Genomic DNA, 17,877 nt, shown 5'->3' on the forward strand with positions numbered 1-17,877 from the left:
CCGCGAGAGAACCCCGGAGTTCTACGCGCCCCCTCTGACGTGGCGCGGCGGCGTGTGGAGGGATGTCGCATCCCCGCGGGCAAGGGCGGACCTTCACTGGAGGACGATGGGAATGTCTCCCGCCGTGCGACACGGCCGGGGGGCGATGCACGCTGGTGAAATGTCCGGCATGCTTGGAGGGCAACACGCCGGGGGGGATACTGTGAATCCGGCCATTCCAGGAGGCACCCACGTGAGCGTTCCGGCCACGCCGATTCGCTTTGTCCTCGCTCCGTCCATGGGCGAGGTGAAGGAGCATGTCCGCGCCGAGCTGTTCGGCCGGGCGCTCACCCAGCGACTGGGCCGCGCGGTGGTGGTGGAGATCGCGCCCTCCTTCGAGGCCCTGGAGCGGGAGCTGGCCGAGGAGCGGGCGGAGCTCGTCTGGGGCACCGCGGAGCAATGCACGGCGTTCGAGCCCCGCGCCCGGGCGGTGCTGCGCGCGGTGCGGGCCGGCCGGGGCGAGTACCACGCGGCCCTCCTGTGCCGCGCCAGTCAGCCGCTGTCGCTCGAGCGGCTCCAGGGCGCCCGCGCCGCCTGGGTGGCCCCGCGCGCCACCGCGGGCTACCTGTTGCCCATCCGCCACCTGTCCGAGCGGGGCGTGAGCCTGGCGGAGGCCTTCAGCGAGGAGCGCTTCTTTGGCACCTACCGCAAGGCGCTGCTCGCGGTGCTCTCCGGCGAGGCGGACCTGACAGCCATCTACACGAGCCACCCCGAGGAGAGCACCGTGCGCGCCTTCCTCGCCGAGCACCTGGGCGCCGACGAGCGGCGGCTCACCCCGTTCGCCTACACGGGGCCCACGCCCGCGGACGGCCTCATCCTCACCTCGCGCCTGACGGAGGACGACGCGGCGGTGCTCGTGTCCGCCCTCACCTCGCTGACCGATCGCACCGGGGGCCTGGAGCCGCTGCTGGGCCTCTTCGACAGCGAGGGCTTCGTGCCGTCCTCCGGCCGGGGCACGCGCCGGCGCCGCCCGCCGCCCTCGCGGCAGACGGAGTACCTGGCCGTGGAGCTGGACGCGCACGCGCGCTGCCTCCGGGTGTGGACGCCCGGCGACGAGGTGTTCGGCCAGGACTTGAGGGACGCCGAGGGCCGGAGCCTGGAGGACGTGCTCGGCCTGGAGGCGGCGGGTCCGCTCGTGGCGCTCGCGCGCGCGGCGCGGCACGGGGGCGGCAGTGGCCGGGTGGAGTACCGCGCCCAGGTGGCCGGCCGCACGCACTGGTTCGCCGCCGAGGCCAGCGTGCGCGCGCGCGGCCCGGGCGCGGAGACGGCGCCCACCATGCTGCTCGTGCGCGACGTCACCGAGCTGCGCGCCCAGGAGGAGCCCCTCTACCGCCTCGCCTCCTTCCCGCTCTTGCACCCCGAGCCCATGCTGGAGGTGGGTCCGGACGGCCTGCTGCGCTACGCCAACCCCGCGGCGCACCTGGCCTTCCCGGATCTGCTCTCGCGCGGCGCCCGGCATCCGCTCGTGGAGGCGGCGCTCGCCTGGTCGCGCCAGGAGGTGCCCCCGGACGGGCTCGGCGTGACGCCGGGCGTGCTGCACCTCAACCAGCGCTCCTGGGAGCTCACCGTCTTCCCGCTGCTCGACCCCGAGGGCCTGCGGGTGTTCGCCAAGGACATCACCGCGCGCAAGCGCATGGAGGCCAAGCTCAAGGCGGATCGGCTCGGCGCGCTGGGCTCGCTCGCGGCGGCGGTGGGCCACGAGATGGGCAACCCGCTCGCGTACATGCTGGCCAACCTCGGCTTCGCGCGCGAGGAGCTGCAGCGGGTGGGCGAGAGCCTGCGCGCCCAGGACAACCCGCTCACGCGGGACGTGGCCGAGGTGGTGGAGGCGCTGGTGGAGGCGGCCGATGGCGCCGGGCGGCTCAAGACGATCGTCCAGGACCTGCGCACCCTGTCGCGCGCCCCGCTCGAGCACCACCAGACCATCGACGTGACGCCCGTGCTGGAGCACGCGCTGGGCATCCTGCGCGGCGACCTGCGCCCGGGCGTGCGCCTGGAGCGCGACTTCCGCGAGGTGCCCGCCGTGGTGGGCGACGAGGCGCGCCTGGGCCAGGTGTTCGTCAACCTGCTGCTCAACGCCTCGCAGGCCATGAGCGGCGGGGCCGAGCACGTGCTCCGGGTGGCCACGTACACGGCCCCCACCGGCGAGGCGGTGGTGGAGGTGCAGGACACCGGCCGGGGCATGCCCCAGGAGGTGCTCGCCCGGCTGTTCGAGCCGTTCTGCACCATCAGCCCCTCCAGCAAGGGCCTGGGCCTGTCGGTGAGCTACGCCATCGTGACGGGGCTGGGCGGCACCCTGAGCGCCACGAGCCGCGAGGGCCAGGGCACCACCCTGACCGTGGTGCTGCCGGCCGCGCCCGCCGCCGCCCACGAGGCGCGCCCGCTCGGCTCGGACGCCATATAAGGAAGGGCACCCATGATGGTGCACATCCCCCAGGTCCTCTCCGCCGAACAGGTGTCCCACTGCCGCGAGGTCTTCGCCCGCGCCACCTGGGAGGATGGCCGCGGCACCGCCGGCCACCAGTCCGCCCGGGTGAAGAAGAACCTGCAATTGCCCGAGGGCGGCCCCGAGGCCCGGGCCCTGGGCGACCTGGTGCTCGGCGGCCTGGAGAAGAGCCCGCTGTTCATCTCCGCCGTGCTGCCCCGGCGCGTCTTCCCGCCCCTGTTCAACCGGTACGAGCCGCACATGGCGTTCGGCTCGCACGTGGACAACGCCATCCGCCCCCTGCCCGGCGGCGCCGAGCGCCTGCGCACGGACGTGTCCGCCACGCTCTTCCTGTCCGAGCCGGACAGCTATGACGGGGGGGAGCTCGTGGTGGAGGACACCTACGGCAGCCACGCGGTGAAGCTGCCCGCGGGCGACCTCATCGTCTACCCGGCCAGCAGCCTGCACCACGTGACGCCCATCACCCGCGGCGCCCGCCTGGCCTCGTTCTTCTGGGTGCAGAGCATGGTGCGCGACGTGTCCCAGCGCGCCCTGCTCTTCGACCTGGACATGGCCATCATGCGGCTCAACCAGGAGGTGCCCCAGAGCCCCTCGCTGGTCATGCTCACCGGCGTGTACCACAACCTCCTGCGCCAGTGGTCCGACCCCTGAGTCCCTCGGGTGGCGTCGGCCCGCACGTGCGAGCCCCTCACACCCGGAGCACGGGCCGAGGCGGGCTTACCGCCCCCATGAACGATTCAACGCCCCCCCCCGTTTGACCGGGCGCGGCGCGTGGGATATTCGTTGGGACCGAAAATGAGAATGATTCTCAATTTCCCCCTCTCCATGGATGAGACGCCCTCCGAGAGTCCGGTGCACACCGGGCCGCGTGAACGCCTGTTCCTGATGGGGGAGTCCCCTCGGGGACGGATGCCGGGACTGCGGTGGGCTTGGGCCGTGGGCGTGGCGGTGCTCGTGCACGTGGGGCTGCTGGGCGCGGGCCTGGCGCTGGCCTCCCCGGCGGTGCGCGAGCCCGAGCCCCCGAAGGAGCCGGAGCTGGTGTTCTTCCAGTTCGCGCCGCCGCCGCCCCCGGCCGCGAGCGCGAGCGTCACCCGGACGGCGCGCCCGGTGCAGCGCCAGGCCCGGAGCGTGCCCCGGCCGGTGATCCGCCCGAGCGTGCCCGCGCTCGTGGTGGAGAAGCGTCCGGAGCCGCCGCCCGTGGAGCCCGAGCCCGAGGCGCCCGTGGAAGAGGACGTGCCCGAGCCGAGCGCGGACGCGGTGGCGGACGCGGCGGCGGTGGCCAGCGCCCTGGACGGCGTGCTCGGCGGCGTGCTCGGAGGCCGCGAGGGCGGGCTGGTGGGCGCCACCGGCGGCAATGCGGTGGACCTCAAGCAGGTGGCCCGGGCGCCGCGCGTGCTCGAGCAGGTGCGGCCCCACTACCCCCGGCGCGCCCGGAGCGAGGGCATCGAAGGCCGCGTGCTGGTGCGCCTCATCATCGGCGTGGACGGGCGCGTGGAGCCCGACAGCCCGCGCGTGGTCGAGTCGGTGGTCGCGCTCGACGCGGCCGCCCTGGAAGCCGTGCGGCAGTGGCGCTTCACCCCGGCGCTCGGCCATCAGGGCCGGCCCGTGCGCGTCATCGTCGAGATTCCCGTTCAGTTCACCTTGAAGTGAAGGTCAGACGTCACGCCATGCGCCTCACCCTGCACAACGTCCTCTTCTGGCCCCACCTGGTGGCCGGAGTGATCGCCGGACTCGTCATCGCCATCATGTCCTTCACGGGCGTGGCCCTCGCCTTCGAGCACCAGGTGCTGGACTGGGCGGACCGCGACGCGCGCACCGTCCAGCGCCCCACCCCGGACGCGCCCCGCCTGCCCGTGGACGAGCTGCTCGCGCGCGTGCGTGCCGCCAGGCCCCAGACGCCCCCCACCGGCGTGACGGTGTACCCGGAGCCGGACGCCGCGGTGCTCGTGAGCACCGGCCGCAACGCCGGCGTGTACGTGAACCCCTACACGGGTGAGGTGCGCGAGTGGGGCGCCCAGGGCTGGCGCTCGTTCTTCCAGCTCATGGTGGAGTGGCACCGGTGGCTCGCCGCCCAGGGCGACAACCGCCCCGTGGGCAAGGCCCTCACCGGCGCGAGCAACGCCGTGTTCCTGTTCCTCGGCGTGTCGGGCCTGTACCTGTGGTGGCCGCGCAAGTGGACGTGGCGCGCCGTGCGGCCCTCGCTCTGGTTCCGCCGGGGCCTGCAGGGCAAGGCGCGCGACTGGAACTGGCACAACGTCATCGGCTTCTGGCTCTTGCCCGTGCTCATCGTCCTGACGGCCTCGGGCATGGTCATCTCCTACCGCTGGGCCTCCAACCTCGTCTTCACCGCCCTGGGCGAGACGCCCCCCACCGCGGGCGGCCCCGGCGCGCCCCTCACCGCCTCCGTCCCCCCGCCCGCTCCGGGCACCTCGCCCCTGCCGCTCGAGGCGCTGCTCGCCTCCGCCCAGCAGCGCACCCCCGCCTGGGAGAGCGTCACCCTGCGCCTGGGCGGCGGCGCCCCCGCGCGCGGCCCGGGCGAGGGTCGGCCCCCCGGTGCCCGCGAGGGTGGCCGTCCCGAGGGCGGTGGCCGTCCCGAGGGCGGTGGCCGTCCCGAGGGCGGTGGCCGTCCCGAGGGCGCCCGTCCCGAGGGCGGTGGCCGTCCCGAGCGTCCCCCCGCGGGCGAGGCGCGCAAGGAGGGCCCCGCCGCCGTCACGCTCGCCCTGCGCGAGAGGGACGGCTGGCCCCTGTTCGCCTCCACCCAGGTGGTGATGGATCCCTTCACCGCCCAGGAACTGCGCCGCGAGGCCTTCGCGGACATGTCCACCGCCAGCCGCGTGCGCCGCTGGCTGCGCTTCCTCCACACCGGCGAGGCGCTCGGCGTGCCCGGCCAGACCGTGGCGGCCCTCGGCAGCCTCGGCGGACTGTTCCTCGTGTGGACGGGCTTCGCCCTGTCCTGGCGCCGCTTCCTCGCGTGGCGGAGGGCCCGCGCCAGCGTGGCTCCCGTCGACCGCACCGAACCCAGCGTCTGAGCCTCTCCGGGCGGCGAGTCCCCCCTCTCGCCGCCCTTTTCACGCCGCGTCACTGCAACTGATTCTCACAATCACTTTCCGGTCCGGGAACAGGGAGGTCCTGTCGCCCCGGCCGCCGCACCCAAGGACCGACATGTCATCCAAGCATTCCACCCCCCCGGGCATCCGTTCGTCGAAGGGCACGCAGGGAGGCGTCCGTGGCGCGCTGTGGCCCGTGGGCCCGGTGGCCGTGGGTCTGGCCTCGGCGCTGGCCACCGGTGGCGCGCTCGCCCAGGAGACGCCCGCCACGCCCGGGACGACGCCGCCCGCGAGGACCGAGCCCGCCGTGCCCGCCACGCCCGAGGCCCCGGGCGCGGAGAACACCTACGTGCTGCCCACCGTGCAGGTGCAGGAGGCGGCCGAGCAGAAGGAGTACAACACGCCGGAGAGCGCCCTGCCCCGGCTCACCCGGCCGCTGGTCAACACGCCGCAGTCGGTGAGCGTGGTGCCCGAGCAGGTCATCGAGGAGCAGTTCTCCACCACGGTGCGCGATGCGCTGCGCAACGTGTCCGGCATCACCGTGAGCGCGGGCGAGGGCGGCCGTCAGGGCGACACCTTCAACCTGCGCGGCTTCTCGGCGCAGACGGACACGTTCCGCGACGGCGTGCGGGACCTGGGCTGGTTCACCCGCGACACCTTCAACCTGGGCGGCGTGGAGGTCTTCTTCGGCCCGTCCTCGGTGCTCTTCGGCCGCGGCTCCACGGGCGGCGCCATCAACCTGGTCACCAAGAAGCCGGTCCGGCGCGACCTGCGCAGCGTGAGCCTCACCGGTGGCACGGCGCCCTCGGGCCGCCTGGAGGCGGACATCAACCAGGTGCTCAGCGAGCGCGTGCAGCTGCGCGTGAACGTGCTCGGCCAGCGCGCCAACATCGCCGGCCGTGACGAGGTGCAGGAGAACCGCGTGGGCTTCGCGCCCTCGCTCGCCGTGGCGCTGGGGCGGAACACCTCGCTGGAAGTGGACTACTTCTACCAGCACGAGAGCAGCATCCCCGACTACGGCCAGCCCTACTACCAGGGCTACCCGGTGGGCATCAGCTACGACGTGCCGCGCCAGAACTGGTACGGCGTGGCGGCCGAGGACCGTGAGCGGGTGAACGCCCACGTGGGCACCGCGCGCTTCCAGCACCGCTTCGGCGAGGGAAGCGCCGCGAGCCCCCGGCTCACCAACACCCTGCGCTTTGGCGGCGTGGATCGCTTCGCCCGCCCCACGGCCCCGCGCGGCCTGGCGCCCGCGGTGGACCCGAAGACGATCGGCCGGCAGCGCTTCCAGACGAACACCGACAACCTCTACCTCATCAACCAGACGGACCTGCGCGGCGAGCTCACCACGGGCATCGCCAAACACGTGGCCAACATCGGCCTGGAGCTGTCGCGCGAGTCGCGGGATCAGGACCGCGTGAACCTGGTGGGCTCGGGCACCGCGAACATCCCCGCGGACCTGTTCAACCCGGACCCCGCGCCGGACCTGTCCGGCGTGAGCCGCGTGTCCGCGGGCTCCAACACCAGCCGCCAGTGGGACGTGGGCGTGTACGCCGCGGACCAGGTGCAGCTCACGAAGTACGTGGAGGTGCTCGCCTCCGCGCGCGTGGACGTCTTCCGCACCCGCTACTCGGCGCTGAGCGCCACCAACGAGCGCACGGACCTGGAGAACAAGGACACGCTGTTCAACTGGCGGCTCGGGCTCGTGCTCCACCCGCTGGAGAGGACGAGCGTGTACGCCATGTACGGCACGTCCGCCAACCCCTCGGCCGAGGCGGGCACGCTCGCCAACAACACCGCCACGCTCGCCCCGGAGAAGAACCGCATCTACGAGGTGGGCGCCAAGGCGGACCTGCTCGAGGAGCGGCTGAGCGTGAGCGGCTCGGTGTTCCGCATCGAGAAGACCAACGCGCGCGTCACCAACACCGACCCCACCCTGCCCCCCGTCACCCTGGACGGCGCGCAGCGCGTGCAGGGCTTCAACGTGGGCGCCACCGGCACCCTCAACCGCTACTGGCGCGTGCTGGCCAACTACACCCACCTGAACTCGGAGATCCTCAAGAACTCCAACCCCCTGCTCGTGGGCCAGGAGCTGCCGAGCACCCCCAAGCGCAGCTTCTCGCTGTGGACCACGGTGCAACCCTTCGAGCAGCTGAGCCTGGGCGGCGGCGCCGTCTACCAGGACGTGACGGTGGTGAACAACCCGGCCACGGAGACCGCGGTGCTCACAAAGGTGCCCAACTACTGGCGCTTCGATGTCTTCGCGAGCTACTCGCCCCTCACCTGGCTGGACCTGCAGCTCAACGTGAACAACCTCACGAACAAGCTCTTCTACGACCAGTACTACGCGGGCCAGGCCGTGCCGACCGCCGCGCGCACGGGCTACCTCACCGCTCGGGTGCGCTTCTAGTCGCCCGCCCTCCGGGGGAGGCAGCGGACAGGGGATGCAGCGAAGGGCCGGGGGGCTCTGGTAACCTCCCCCTCCACGGCCTCGCGCCGCCCTCCCATGCGCTGTCCGGTCTGCTACCGCCGTCTCTCCGTCGGCGTTGCCTGTGCCCTCCATGGAGCGCCCCCCTTGGGGCCCGCCGTGGAGGCCGAGCCGTGGGTGCCCCCCGAGGTGCCCGGCCTGCGGCTCGGGGCGCCCCTGGGCACGGGCGGCTTCTCCCGCGTCTATGGGGCCGTGCGCGAGGCGGATGGCCGCGAGGTGGCCCTCAAGGTGTCTCGGGAGGCGTCGCGCGGGGACTTCTCCGAGCGCTTCGCCCGCGAGGCCGCCGCCCTGCGCCGCGTGGGCGCCCCCACCGTGCCCGCCCTGCTCGGCGAGGGCCAGGTGGCGGGCCACCCCTTCCTCGTGCTCGAGCGGCTGCGCGGCCAGACGCTCGCGGAGGCGCTGGCGGCCTGGCCCGGCACCGGCGCCCTGCCCCTGGAGCGGGTGCGCGCCCTGCTCGCGGACGTGGGCGCCGCCGTGGCGCGCGTGCACCAGGCGGGCGTCGTCCACCGGGACCTCAAGCCGGAGAACCTCTTCCTGCGCGCGGACGGGCCCCTGGGCGTGCTCGACCTCGGCCTCGCGCGCTTCCGGGAAGACGGCGCCGCGCCGGATGCCGCGCCCGTGCACCTCACCCGCACCGGCCAGCGGCTCGGCACCCCCTTCTACATGGCCCCCGAGCAGTGCCAGGAGTCGCCCGACGTGGACCCGCGCGCGGACCTCTACGCGCTGGGCGTGCTCCTGTTCGAGTGGCTCACCGGCGCGCCCCCCTTCACCGGCGGCCCGGACGAGGTGCTCCACGGCCACGTGAACCTGCGGCCCCCCCGCGTCTCCGAGCGCGCGCCGGTGCCCCGGGCCCTCGATGACGTGCTCGCGCGCGCCCTCGCCAAGGAGCGCGCCGCGCGTTTCGGCTCGGTGGCCGAGCTGCTCGCCGCCTTCGACGCCGCGTGCCAGGCGACGCCGCGCGCACCGGAGGCCGTCCCCGAGCCGACGCCCGCGCGCGCCCGGGGTGTCCGGAGCGTGGCGCTGCTCGGCGTGGCGGGCGAGGTGGACCTGCTCGCGCTCGCCGAGGCCGTGGCCCCCGAGGGTGGGCTGCTCGCGCGGCTCCACCCCGAGCGCGCCCTGGTGGCCTTTCCCGAGCACCCCTCGGCCGAGGCGGGCCTGCGTGCCGCCCTGCGCGCCGCGCGAGCCCTGGACGCCCCCGACACCCGGCGCGTGCTCCACGTGGCGCCCCTGTGGGTACGGCCCGGCGCCGCCGTGCTCCGGCTGGCGGGCGAGGCCCTGGAGCACCCGGAGCACTGGTGGCCCGTCGACGACCCGGCCGACTCGGAGACGGCCCCCCGCCCCACCCCCGAGGCCGCCGCGCACCTGACGGACGGAGCGGACGAGGCCACCGCTCCCGTGTCCACCGAGCCCCCGCCGCTGTTCGGCCGCGAGGCCCTGCTCGACACCCTGGCCGCGCATGCGGCGCGCGCCTTCACCGAGGCCTCGCCGGGCCTCACGCGGCTGCTCGGCGAGCCGGGCCAGGGCAAGAGCCGCGTCCTGGACGCGCTCGCGCTCCGCCTGGAGCCCGGGGCCCGCGTCGTCCGGCTCACCGCCCCGCCCCCCGACACGGGCGCGCCCGAGGCCCTGCTGCAGGCCCTGTGGGCCCTCGCCACGCCGGGCCAGCGCCCGCCCGCGACGCCCCCGGGGGCCCGGCGCCACGCGCTCTCCCGCGCCCTGGCCACGTCCCTCCAGGCCCTCGCGCGGCCCGGGCCCCTCGCCCTGCTGGTGGACGACGCGCACCAGGCGGACCCCACCGCCCTGGAGGTCCTGGAGATGGCCACCCTGCCCGCGCCGGACACGCGCCTGTGGGTGTGCGCCGCCGCGCGTCCGGAGCTGCTCGGGCCCCGACCCGCGTGGGGCGAGCGCGCGGGCCTCTTCGCCGCCGTGGACCTCCCGCCGCTCGACGGCGAGGCGCGCCGCGGCCTCCTGCGCCACCTGCTGCACCCCGCCGAGTTCATCCCCGCGCCCGTGCTCGAGCACCTGGAGACGCTCACCCAGGGCGTGCCCCTGTCGCTCGTGGAGGTGGCCGAGGCCCTGCGCGCCTCGGGCACGCTGCGCACCGCGGCCGGGGGCGAGGGCTACGTGGCCGCGGACGCGCTGCTGCACGTGTCGGTGACGCCCCTCTTCGAGCGGCTCGCCGCGCGCGCCCTGGCGCTCCTGCCCGCCTCCCACCGGGGCCTCGCCGAGCTGTGCGCGGTGCTGGGCCCCGAGCCGACGGTGGCCCGGCTGGACGCGGCCCAGCGCCACCTGGAGCCCCTGCTGGAGTCCTCGCCGGAAGCCGCGCGGGCGGCGCGGCTGGACGCGGGGGCGGGCCTGGCGCGGCTCGCGCGCGCGGGCCTGCTGCGCGCGGTGGACGCGGAGCGCTACGCCTTCCGTCAGCCCCAGGTGCGCGAGGCCCTGGAGCGTGCCCTGCCCGGCCCCTGGCGGCGCGCCCTGCACACCGCGGCCCTGCGCGCCCTGGGCCCGGACACCGAGGCCACGCGGCGCCCGCGCGCCCTGCACGCCGCGGCCTCGGGCGCGCACGAGGAGGCGTTCCACGCGTGGTTCGCCCTGGGCGAGGCCGCGCGCCGGGCCCACCGCCACGTGGAGGCCGAGCAGGACTACACCCATGCCCTGGCCCAGTTGCCGGAGACGGAGCCCGCGCGGCGCGCCCAGGTGCTCGCCGGACGGGGCCGGGTGCGCTACCGCACCCACCGCTTCCGCGAGGCCCTGGCGGACCTGAGCGCGGCGCGCGCGCTCGCCCAGGCGCTTCGCGACACGGCGCTGGAGGTGGACCTGCTGCTCGAGGAGGCCACGCTGGTGGACTGGCTCGAGGACGCGGAGGGCTCGGCCGCGCGCACCCAGGAGGCCCTGGACAAGGCCGAGGCGCTGGATGACCCGCGGCTGTCGGTGCGCTGCGCCCTCGCCCGCGCGCGCCACACCTGGCGCCAGGGGGACTGGACGCGCGCCACGCGCCTGCTCACGGCCACGGTGGAGTCGGCCACGCTCGCGCGGGACACGGAGACGCGCATCATCGCGCTGATGATGCAGGGCACGGGGCTGGCGCTCGCCGGGGACGAGCCCTCGAGCGCGGCGGCCTTCGACGAGGCGCTCGGCCTGTGCCAGCGCGAGGGCGACGCCCTGCACCGGGCCGCCACGCTCATCAACCGCACCTTCCTCTGGCGGCTGCGCGGCGACCTCGCCGGGGCCGAGCGGGAGCTGCGCGAGGCCATCCACCTGGGCCGCGAATTGGGCCACGCGCAGGTGGAGCGCTGGAGCCTCGGCCAGCTCGCCGAGTGTCTGCACTGGATGGGGCGCGAGCGCGAGGCGCTGGGTCTGGCCGAGCGGGCCCACGCGCTGGGCGAGCGCTTCTTCCGCGAGCACCCCGTGGCGGTGGACGCGGTGCTGCTCGCGCGGGTGCACGCGGCGCTCGGGGAGGAGGCCGGGGCGCGCGCCCAACTCGACTGGCTCTCCGCCCACTGCGCCCCCGAGGCCACCCCGCCCAACACCCGCCTGCTCTGGCGCATGGTGGCCCTGCGGGTGCACGACATGGCCGAGGGCCAGTGGAACGAGGCCGCCTGGACGGCGCTCGCGGCCGAGGCCGAGCCGGACTGCTCGGGCGACGAGCTCACCGAGGTGTTCCACCAGGCCGCCCTGGGCGCGCGCGCGGTGGGCCGGGCGCCCGAGGCCCACCACTGGTTGGAACGGGCCCGGAGCACCGCGGCCGCCTCGCCCCTGTGGGGCACCCGCCTCGACGCGCTGCGTGAGGACTGGGAAACCACACCCCTCCCCCCCCGTGTGTAGCCCCCCGCGCCACAATCTCCCCGCTCCTCCCGCCACACACCTCTCCCTGCCCTGGCCCACCCCATGCATCGATCCCTGAACATGGATTTCCCGCGAGTTCGGCGCACCCCTCCCTCCGCTTACTCCCCGCGTTCACTGACCGCACTGGCGGTCTCGGCGCTGCTCGGCACGACGGCCTGCCAGCCCGAACTCGGGGAAGCGCCCCCGGCCGGGCCGTCCACGGTCCAGGCCCAGGAGCTGCGGGTGGCCAACTCGCTGACGACCCAGGCGCTGGTGTTCAACGCCCTCACCACCAACGCCCAGGCCATTCCGCTGCTGATCGGCAACGGGCTGGTGCCGCTGTTCTCCGGCGTCTCGGCCAACCCCTACCTCCAGCAGCAGCTGAAGGATCCCGCCGCGCGCGAGGTCATGCCGTACCTGGTGAGCTGCGCCTTGCCGGTGGGCATCCAGGTGTCCTGGACGGACCCCACCACGGGGCTGCCGGGCACGCCGTGGGAGGGCAAGCTCGGGCTGTGTCCGCAGTGGAAGACGGGCGCGCCGAGCCCGGCGTGCCTCAACTGGGTGTCCGCGTGCCTGCTGGCGCGCAACAACGCCCAGGGCCGGCGGGTGGAGCTGTCCCTGCGCGGCCAGGACCCGAGCCGCCCCACGCTCTTCTCCACGGAGAGCGTGACGCGGCCCGTGCTGTACCACCCGGCCACGGACGCGGCGGTGCCCAGCTACGCGGCCTGCCTCGTCCCGGACGCCACGGAGGGACGGGACTGCGGCTGGAGGCCCGAGGGCCTGGGCCGGTGCGTGCCGGGCGCCGTGGTGCGTCTGGGCGCGGGGGCGCGGGCGCCGGACCAGTGCGGCACGGGCGGCCTGCTGGGCACCACGGCCGGCGCGCGGATGATGCTGCGCGTGTGCGACGACATCGCCGGGTGTGACGCCGGGGACGCGCGCAAGCTGGCGAGCAGCGAGGGCGCCTGCGCCACGACGTCCCCCTCGGTGACGTTCACCTGCCCGGCGTCGGGCTTCTTCAACGTCATGTCCGCGCCCTACTCCAGCACCCAGTCGGGCTCGGTGGCGGTGCAGGTGGAGACGGGCACGAGCGCGGCCACGCGCTACCCCTTGTCGGAGACCGACACCTTCTTCCTGCGCGAGGGCGCCTACTACGGCAACATCTTCGACGCCGAGGCGCTGGCCACCACGGTGTACGTGGACCGGGACGGCAAGGTGCGTCGCGGGCAGGAGATCGTCGACGGCGCGGTGTACCGCAAGATGTACTCCTGCCAGGCCGCGGGCTGGAGCGGTTCAGCCGCCTACGCGACCCACCGGCTGTGCGCGCTGCCCGGCTCGGGCGCCAACTGCGCGGCGACGTCCGTGGGCCTGTGCGTCAATCCCAAGGAGCCCCGGACGAGCCATTGCCAGTATGATGATGGTCCGTTGGTGAAGGGGGACGGGGACTTCGAGATCTGCACCGACACGGGGGGCAATAAATGGATGGAGCCCATCACCGTCTTCCTCCACAACGCCTGCAGCGCCCTTCCCGGGGCCCCCGGGGACGTCTGCCAGGCCCGGTAGGGAGTCCAGGATGAAGGACGACGGCGCGCGATCCCTGTATGGCGAGGAGCTCTCCGCTGGAGCGCTCGTGGGCGGGTACGTGGTGGAAGCGGTGCACTACCGCGGCGCCGTCGCGACGCTCTACCGCGCCCGCGCGGTGCACGGCCCCACCCTGGCGGCGCTCAAGGTGATGCACCCGAGCTTCGCCACGGCGCGCGGCGCGCTGCGCCGCTTCCAGCAGGAGGCCGAGACGCTCAAGCGCCTGGAGCACCCGCACATCGTGGACGTGCGCGAGCACGGCACGCTGTCGGACGGGAGGCCCTACATCGCCATGGAGTGGCTGGAGGGGCGCGACCTGGGCGCGGAGCTCCAGGCACGCGGGCCGCTGTCGGGCCACGAGGCGCTGGAGCTGCTCGAGCAGGTGGGCTCGGCGCTGGGCGCGGCGCACGGCGCGGGCGTGGTGCACCGGGACGTCAAGGCGCAGAACGTGATGGTGGCCCCGGACGGCCAGGTGAAGCTGGTGGACTTCGGCGTGGCCAAGCTGCTCGCGCCGGAGGACGCCGGCACGGGCGCCACGAGCACCGGCCTGGTGCTGGGCACGCCCCTGTCCATGGCGCCCGAGCAGATCCGCGGCGAGACGCCGGATGCGCGCACGGACCTGTACGGCCTGGGGGTGTTGCTCTACCAGTTGCTCACGGGCCAGCCCCCCTTCCTGGGCACCACCCAGTTGGAGTTGGAGGAGCAGCACCTGCACGTGCCGGCGCCCCGGGCGAGCGAGCGCGTGGCGGTGCCCCGGACGGTGGACGCGGTGATCGCCCGCTGCATGGAGAAGCGGCGCGAGGAGCGCTACCCCACGGTGGAGGGCATGCTGGACGACTTGCGGCGCGCGGTGCGGGGCCACGGGCCCGGCGCCATCCAGCAGGTGCGCGCGGTGGGCCTCTTCGTGGAGGCGCGCCTGGAGGGCCCCGTGGACGACACGGTGCTCGACACGGTGGACGCGCGCCTGGAGCACGTGCGCGCGCGCGCGGACGCCCTGGGCCTCAAGGTGCTGGTGGAGGGCGGCAGCTTCCTGCTCGGCGTGGCGGTGCTGCCGGACGAGCCCGACGCCGAGCGCGAGACGCGGCAGCGGGTGCTGGACATGGCGCTGGCGCTCTCCGAGGAGCCCTTGTCGGAGACGGGCACGGCGCGGGTGTCGCTCGCGCCCACGCTGCACGTGGACCTGGCCACGCTGCGCGCCGGAGCCCTGGGCCGCAAGAGCCTGGGCGGCGGCCGGCTCATGCGCCTGTCCTCGTGGACCGGGGGCCACCCGGGCCATGGCGTGGTGGTGACGGAGGCCGCCTTCTCCGGCCTCGCGGGCGGCTTCCAGACGCGGCACCTGGCCGGCCGCGCCCAGCTGCATCACGTCTGGCGGGACGGCCCGCTCTTCACTTGATGCCGTGGCGGCGCAGCAGGCGGTAGAGGTAGACGCGGTCCATGTCCGCGCTGCTCGCCGCCTGGGACACCTTGCCCTGGTGCAGCGCGAGCAGCGCGCGCAGGTAGCGCCGCTCGAAGTCGTCCAGCGCCAGCCGCCGCGACTCGGCGTAGGGCACCTTGGCGTCCACCTCGAAGCGGCCCCCCTGGGGCGCCACGTCCGAGAGCGCCACCGCGTCCTCGAACACCAGGCAGCGCTCGAGGTAGTTGCGCAGCTCGCGCACGTTGCCCGGCCACGCCGCCTGCTCCAGCTTGGAGATGAAGCCCGGCGAGCGCAGCGCCTGGGTCCGCTCGGGATCCGCGCCCAGCCCGAGCAGCGTCTGCTCCACGAGCAGGGACAGGTCCTCGGGCCGCTGGCGGATGGGCGGCAGGGGGATGCGCAGGACCGCGAGCCGGAAGAAGAGGTCCGAGCGGAAGCGGCCCGCGTTCACCTCCGCGCGCAGGTCCCGGTTGGTCGCGGCGATGATGCGCACGTCCACGGGCACGTAGGTGTTGGTGCCCACGCGGCGGATCTCCCGCGCCTCCAGCACGCGCAAGAGCTTGGGCTGCAGCTCCGCGGGCAGCTCGCCAATCTCGTCCAGGAAGAGCGTGCCGCCGTGCGCCTCCTCGAAGGCGCCGATGCGCCGGGCCGCCGCGCCCGTGAAGGCCCCCTTCTCGTGGCCGAACAGCTCGCTCTCCAGGAGCTCCGCGGGAATGGCGCCGCAGTCCACGGTGAGGAAGGGCTTGTCCCGGCGCGCGCTCGCCTGGTGGATGGCCTGCGCCGCCTGGCTCTTGCCCGTGCCCGTCTCGCCCTCCAAGAGCACCGTCACGTCCCGGCCCGCCGCGCGCTCGAGCAGCGCGAAGCACATGCGCATGGGCACCGACTCGCCCACGAGCGAGCCGAAGCGCGTGAGCTCCGACACCGGCAGCCGGTTGTTGTCCGGCGTGTAGTCGAAGCGCACCACCGCCCGGCCCAGGCGCAGGAGGCTGCCGCCCCTCAGGTAGCCCTCGGCCACCTGCACCCCGTCCAGGATGACGCCGTTGGTGCTGTCCAGGTCCTTCACCCGCGCGCCCCGGGGCCCCACGCGGATTTCGCAGTGGAAGCGCGACACCGTGGCGTCATCCAGGTTGAAGTCGTTGCTCGGGTGCGAACCGATGGAGCACGCATCCGAGACCGAGTCCCACACCGCACCGGGCGAGGGGCCCTCCACCACGGTGAGCACGAAGCGCCGCACGGCGGGGCCCTCGGGCGCGTGGGTCTGGTGGGTATAGGGCCGCGTCACGCTCACGTCCTGGGGCGCGAGCGGCTCGCCGGACGCGCCGGCCTCCTTCCCGGAAGGAGGCATGCCACGGGTTCGGTCAGACGAAGTCATGACCCCCACGCTATCACGCGGCCTCCCGGGCGCGTCGGCTGGCGAGCGGGCGGCGCGTGCGCCATGGACGCGGGCGAGCGAAAGAGCGACGCTGCCCCTCGCGGAGAACACACCGGGATGACCTCACCCACCGACGAACGCTTCTACATCGAACTGCTCAAGCTGCTGCTCCAGGTCGCCTGGAGCGACGACGAGCTCGACCCGCGCGAGGCCCACGCCTTGATTGGCGCCGCGCGCCGCTGGAGCGTGCCCCCGCACGAGCTGCAGCGGCTCGAGCGGTGCCTGGAGCTGGGCGAGCCCCTGCCCGTGCCCAACCTGGGCCTCTTGCGCCAGTCTCCGGAGGAAGTGCTGTCCACGGTGCGCACGCTCATCGCCACCGACAGCCAGGTGCACTTCGCCGAGGAGGAGATGCTCGGCCAGGTGCGCGAGATGCTGGGCCTGCCGCCCGCCTGAGCCCGGCCCGCCCGGACCCGCTCAGGCGTCGAGCACCGCCGCCCAGAACGCCGCGAGCCGGAGCACCTCCCAGGGGTCCGCCACGGCCCCCAGCTCCGCGTGGCCGATGAGCGGCGAGCGCAACAGCCACACCCGGGTCCGGGGCTCGAGCGCGCGCGCCAGGCGCTCGGCCTCGAGGGCGGGCACCACGGTGTCCTCCGCGCCATGCAGCAGGAACACCCGGTGCGTGGGCGGCGCGGCGCCCTCGGGCGAGAGCGCCCGCGCCCCGGCGAAGTCCTTCACGTGGGGCGCGAGCACCGGCCCGAGCGCGGCCACGTCCCGCGCGTTCACATGGCCCAGGAGCGTGCCCGCGGGCTCCGGCAGGCGCTCGCGCTGACGCCGCGCCTCGGCGAAGGTCTCCTCCGCGCGCCGCGGGTCATGCATCGCCAGGTGCGAGGCGCGCAGGAACGTGCGGATGCCCTCGCGCAGGGGCTCCACCTGCGCGGGCGGCACGAGCTGATCGGCCAGGTTGAGCAGCAGGATGACGACGCCGTAGTCATGGGGTCGGCGCGCCTGGCCATCCGCCTGGACGCCCGTGCACAGGAAGGCGAGCACCCGCGCGAGGTCCCCATGACCGCCCAGCGACACGGTGAAGGCGAGCGCGCCCGCGAGCGCGGGCCGCCCCGCGGCCACGAGCGACAGGCCTCCGGAGAAGCTGATGCCCATGAGCCCCACCCGCCCGTCCGGCGCGAGCGCGGGCTGGCCGGCGGCCCAGCGCACCGCGTCCTCGATCATGTCCGGCGCGCGGGGCGTGAGTTGGTAGCGCAAGAGGTCCGGCAGCTCGAGCGTGAGCACCGTGAGCCCCTGGGCGGCCAGGTCTCCGGCGAGCCGGTTCAGGCGGGGCTCGTCGACGCCCTCGGCGTGAACCCCGGGCACCAGGAGGACGGTGCGGCCCCCCGGTCGCGCGGGCCGGTGGAGCCGGGCGCGCAGGGGGCCATGCCGCGAGGGGACGTCCAAATCCGAGAGGGTGACGGGCCCGCGGTCCCACCGCGCCAGGCGCCCGGCGAGCCCGTCCTGGAAGCCCGCCGCGCGCGCCACGAACGACAACCCCGGCCGGATCCAGGCGCCGGCCAGGCCCACCGCGAGCAGCAGCGCGCCCACGCCTCCGAGCCACCACCGCCGCGCGCGTGAACGAGGACGCATGGGGGCCATTCAATCAGGCCGAAAGGCCCCCCCACCAGT

At 74.8% G+C, this 17,877-nt stretch carries 11 protein-coding genes; 9 read left to right on the forward strand and 2 right to left on the reverse strand.

Annotation, left to right across the window (positions count from 1 at the left end; all coding sequences use genetic code 11):
• Positions 1-232 precede the first annotated feature (232 nt).
• From I3V78_RS01250 to I3V78_RS01285, 8 genes are all read left to right on the forward strand, one after another.
• Entirely contained in the window at positions 233-2,443 is a 2,211-nt protein-coding gene (locus I3V78_RS01250; RefSeq protein WP_204484491.1) for a PhnD/SsuA/transferrin family substrate-binding protein, read from the forward strand.
• Between the two features lie 12 nt (positions 2,444-2,455).
• Positions 2,456-3,136, forward strand: a complete 681-nt coding sequence (locus I3V78_RS01255) for a Fe2+-dependent dioxygenase (protein ID WP_204484492.1) — start codon at positions 2,456-2,458, stop codon at positions 3,134-3,136.
• 258 nt (positions 3,137-3,394) lie between these two features.
• The gene (locus tag I3V78_RS01260; protein ID WP_239576244.1) at positions 3,395-4,135 is read left to right on the forward strand and encodes an energy transducer TonB; all 741 of its coding nucleotides are present in this window, start codon (positions 3,395-3,397) and stop codon (positions 4,133-4,135) included.
• A 17-nt stretch (positions 4,136-4,152) separates the two neighbouring features.
• A complete protein-coding gene (locus tag I3V78_RS01265) occupies positions 4,153-5,514 on the forward strand; it encodes a PepSY-associated TM helix domain-containing protein (protein ID WP_204484493.1) in 1,362 nt (453 codons plus the stop codon).
• A 133-nt stretch (positions 5,515-5,647) separates the two neighbouring features.
• Positions 5,648-7,942 (forward strand): TonB-dependent receptor, encoded by a 2,295-nt coding sequence (locus I3V78_RS01270; protein WP_204484494.1) that lies wholly within the window; start codon positions 5,648-5,650, stop codon positions 7,940-7,942.
• A gap of 165 nt (positions 7,943-8,107) precedes the next feature.
• Positions 8,108-11,842, forward strand: coding sequence for a serine/threonine-protein kinase (locus I3V78_RS01275; protein ID WP_338023440.1), 3,735 nt, complete (start codon positions 8,108-8,110; stop codon positions 11,840-11,842).
• Between the two features lie 81 nt (positions 11,843-11,923).
• Entirely contained in the window at positions 11,924-13,402 is a 1,479-nt protein-coding gene (locus I3V78_RS01280) for a hypothetical protein (RefSeq protein ID WP_204484496.1), read from the forward strand.
• Between the two features lie 10 nt (positions 13,403-13,412).
• On the forward strand, positions 13,413-14,813 hold the full coding sequence (locus I3V78_RS01285; RefSeq protein WP_204484497.1) for a serine/threonine-protein kinase: 1,401 nt from the start codon (positions 13,413-13,415) through the stop codon (positions 14,811-14,813).
• Here the strand turns inward: I3V78_RS01285 and I3V78_RS01290 are convergent.
• The gene (locus tag I3V78_RS01290) at positions 14,806-16,176 is read right to left on the reverse strand and encodes a sigma 54-interacting transcriptional regulator (RefSeq protein ID WP_239576245.1); all 1,371 of its coding nucleotides are present in this window, start codon (positions 16,174-16,176) and stop codon (positions 14,806-14,808) included. The genes I3V78_RS01285 and I3V78_RS01290 overlap by 8 nt on opposite strands.
• A 144-nt stretch (positions 16,177-16,320) precedes the next feature.
• Between I3V78_RS01290 and I3V78_RS01295 the strand changes: the two genes are divergently transcribed.
• Complete coding sequence (locus tag I3V78_RS01295) at positions 16,321-16,656, forward strand: tellurite resistance TerB family protein (protein ID WP_204484499.1); 336 nt, start codon at positions 16,321-16,323, stop codon at positions 16,654-16,656.
• A 21-nt stretch (positions 16,657-16,677) separates the two neighbouring features.
• Here I3V78_RS01295 and I3V78_RS01300 read toward each other — a convergent pair whose 3' ends face one another.
• Positions 16,678-17,838: a dienelactone hydrolase family protein gene (locus tag I3V78_RS01300; protein ID WP_204484500.1), complete on the reverse strand. Its 1,161-nt coding sequence runs from the start codon at positions 17,836-17,838 to the stop codon at positions 16,678-16,680.
• Positions 17,839-17,877 lie beyond the last annotated feature (39 nt).

Source organism: Archangium primigenium, assembly GCF_016904885.1.
In the GTDB taxonomy this organism is placed as follows: domain Bacteria; phylum Myxococcota; class Myxococcia; order Myxococcales; family Myxococcaceae; genus Cystobacter; species Cystobacter primigenius.

What these genes read in the sequence shown, in the direction of transcription:
- I3V78_RS01255 (WP_204484492.1), top strand. Translation starts at nt 2,456, where the DNA reads ATGATGGTGCACATCCCCCAGGTCCTCTCCGCCGAACAGGTGTCCCAC.
- I3V78_RS01260 (WP_239576244.1), top strand. Translation starts at nt 3,395, where the DNA reads ATGCCGGGACTGCGGTGGGCTTGGGCCGTGGGCGTGGCGGTGCTCGTG.
- I3V78_RS01265 (WP_204484493.1), top strand. Translation starts at nt 4,153, where the DNA reads ATGCGCCTCACCCTGCACAACGTCCTCTTCTGGCCCCACCTGGTGGCC.
- I3V78_RS01270 (WP_204484494.1), top strand. Translation starts at nt 5,648, where the DNA reads ATGTCATCCAAGCATTCCACCCCCCCGGGCATCCGTTCGTCGAAGGGC.
- I3V78_RS01280 (WP_204484496.1), top strand. Translation starts at nt 11,924, where the DNA reads ATGGATTTCCCGCGAGTTCGGCGCACCCCTCCCTCCGCTTACTCCCCG.
- I3V78_RS01285 (WP_204484497.1), top strand. Translation starts at nt 13,413, where the DNA reads ATGAAGGACGACGGCGCGCGATCCCTGTATGGCGAGGAGCTCTCCGCT.
- I3V78_RS01290 (WP_239576245.1), bottom strand. Translation starts at nt 16,176, where the DNA reads ATGCCTCCTTCCGGGAAGGAGGCCGGCGCGTCCGGCGAGCCGCTCGCG.
- I3V78_RS01295 (WP_204484499.1), top strand. Translation starts at nt 16,321, where the DNA reads ATGACCTCACCCACCGACGAACGCTTCTACATCGAACTGCTCAAGCTG.
- I3V78_RS01300 (WP_204484500.1), bottom strand. Translation starts at nt 17,838, where the DNA reads ATGCGTCCTCGTTCACGCGCGCGGCGGTGGTGGCTCGGAGGCGTGGGC.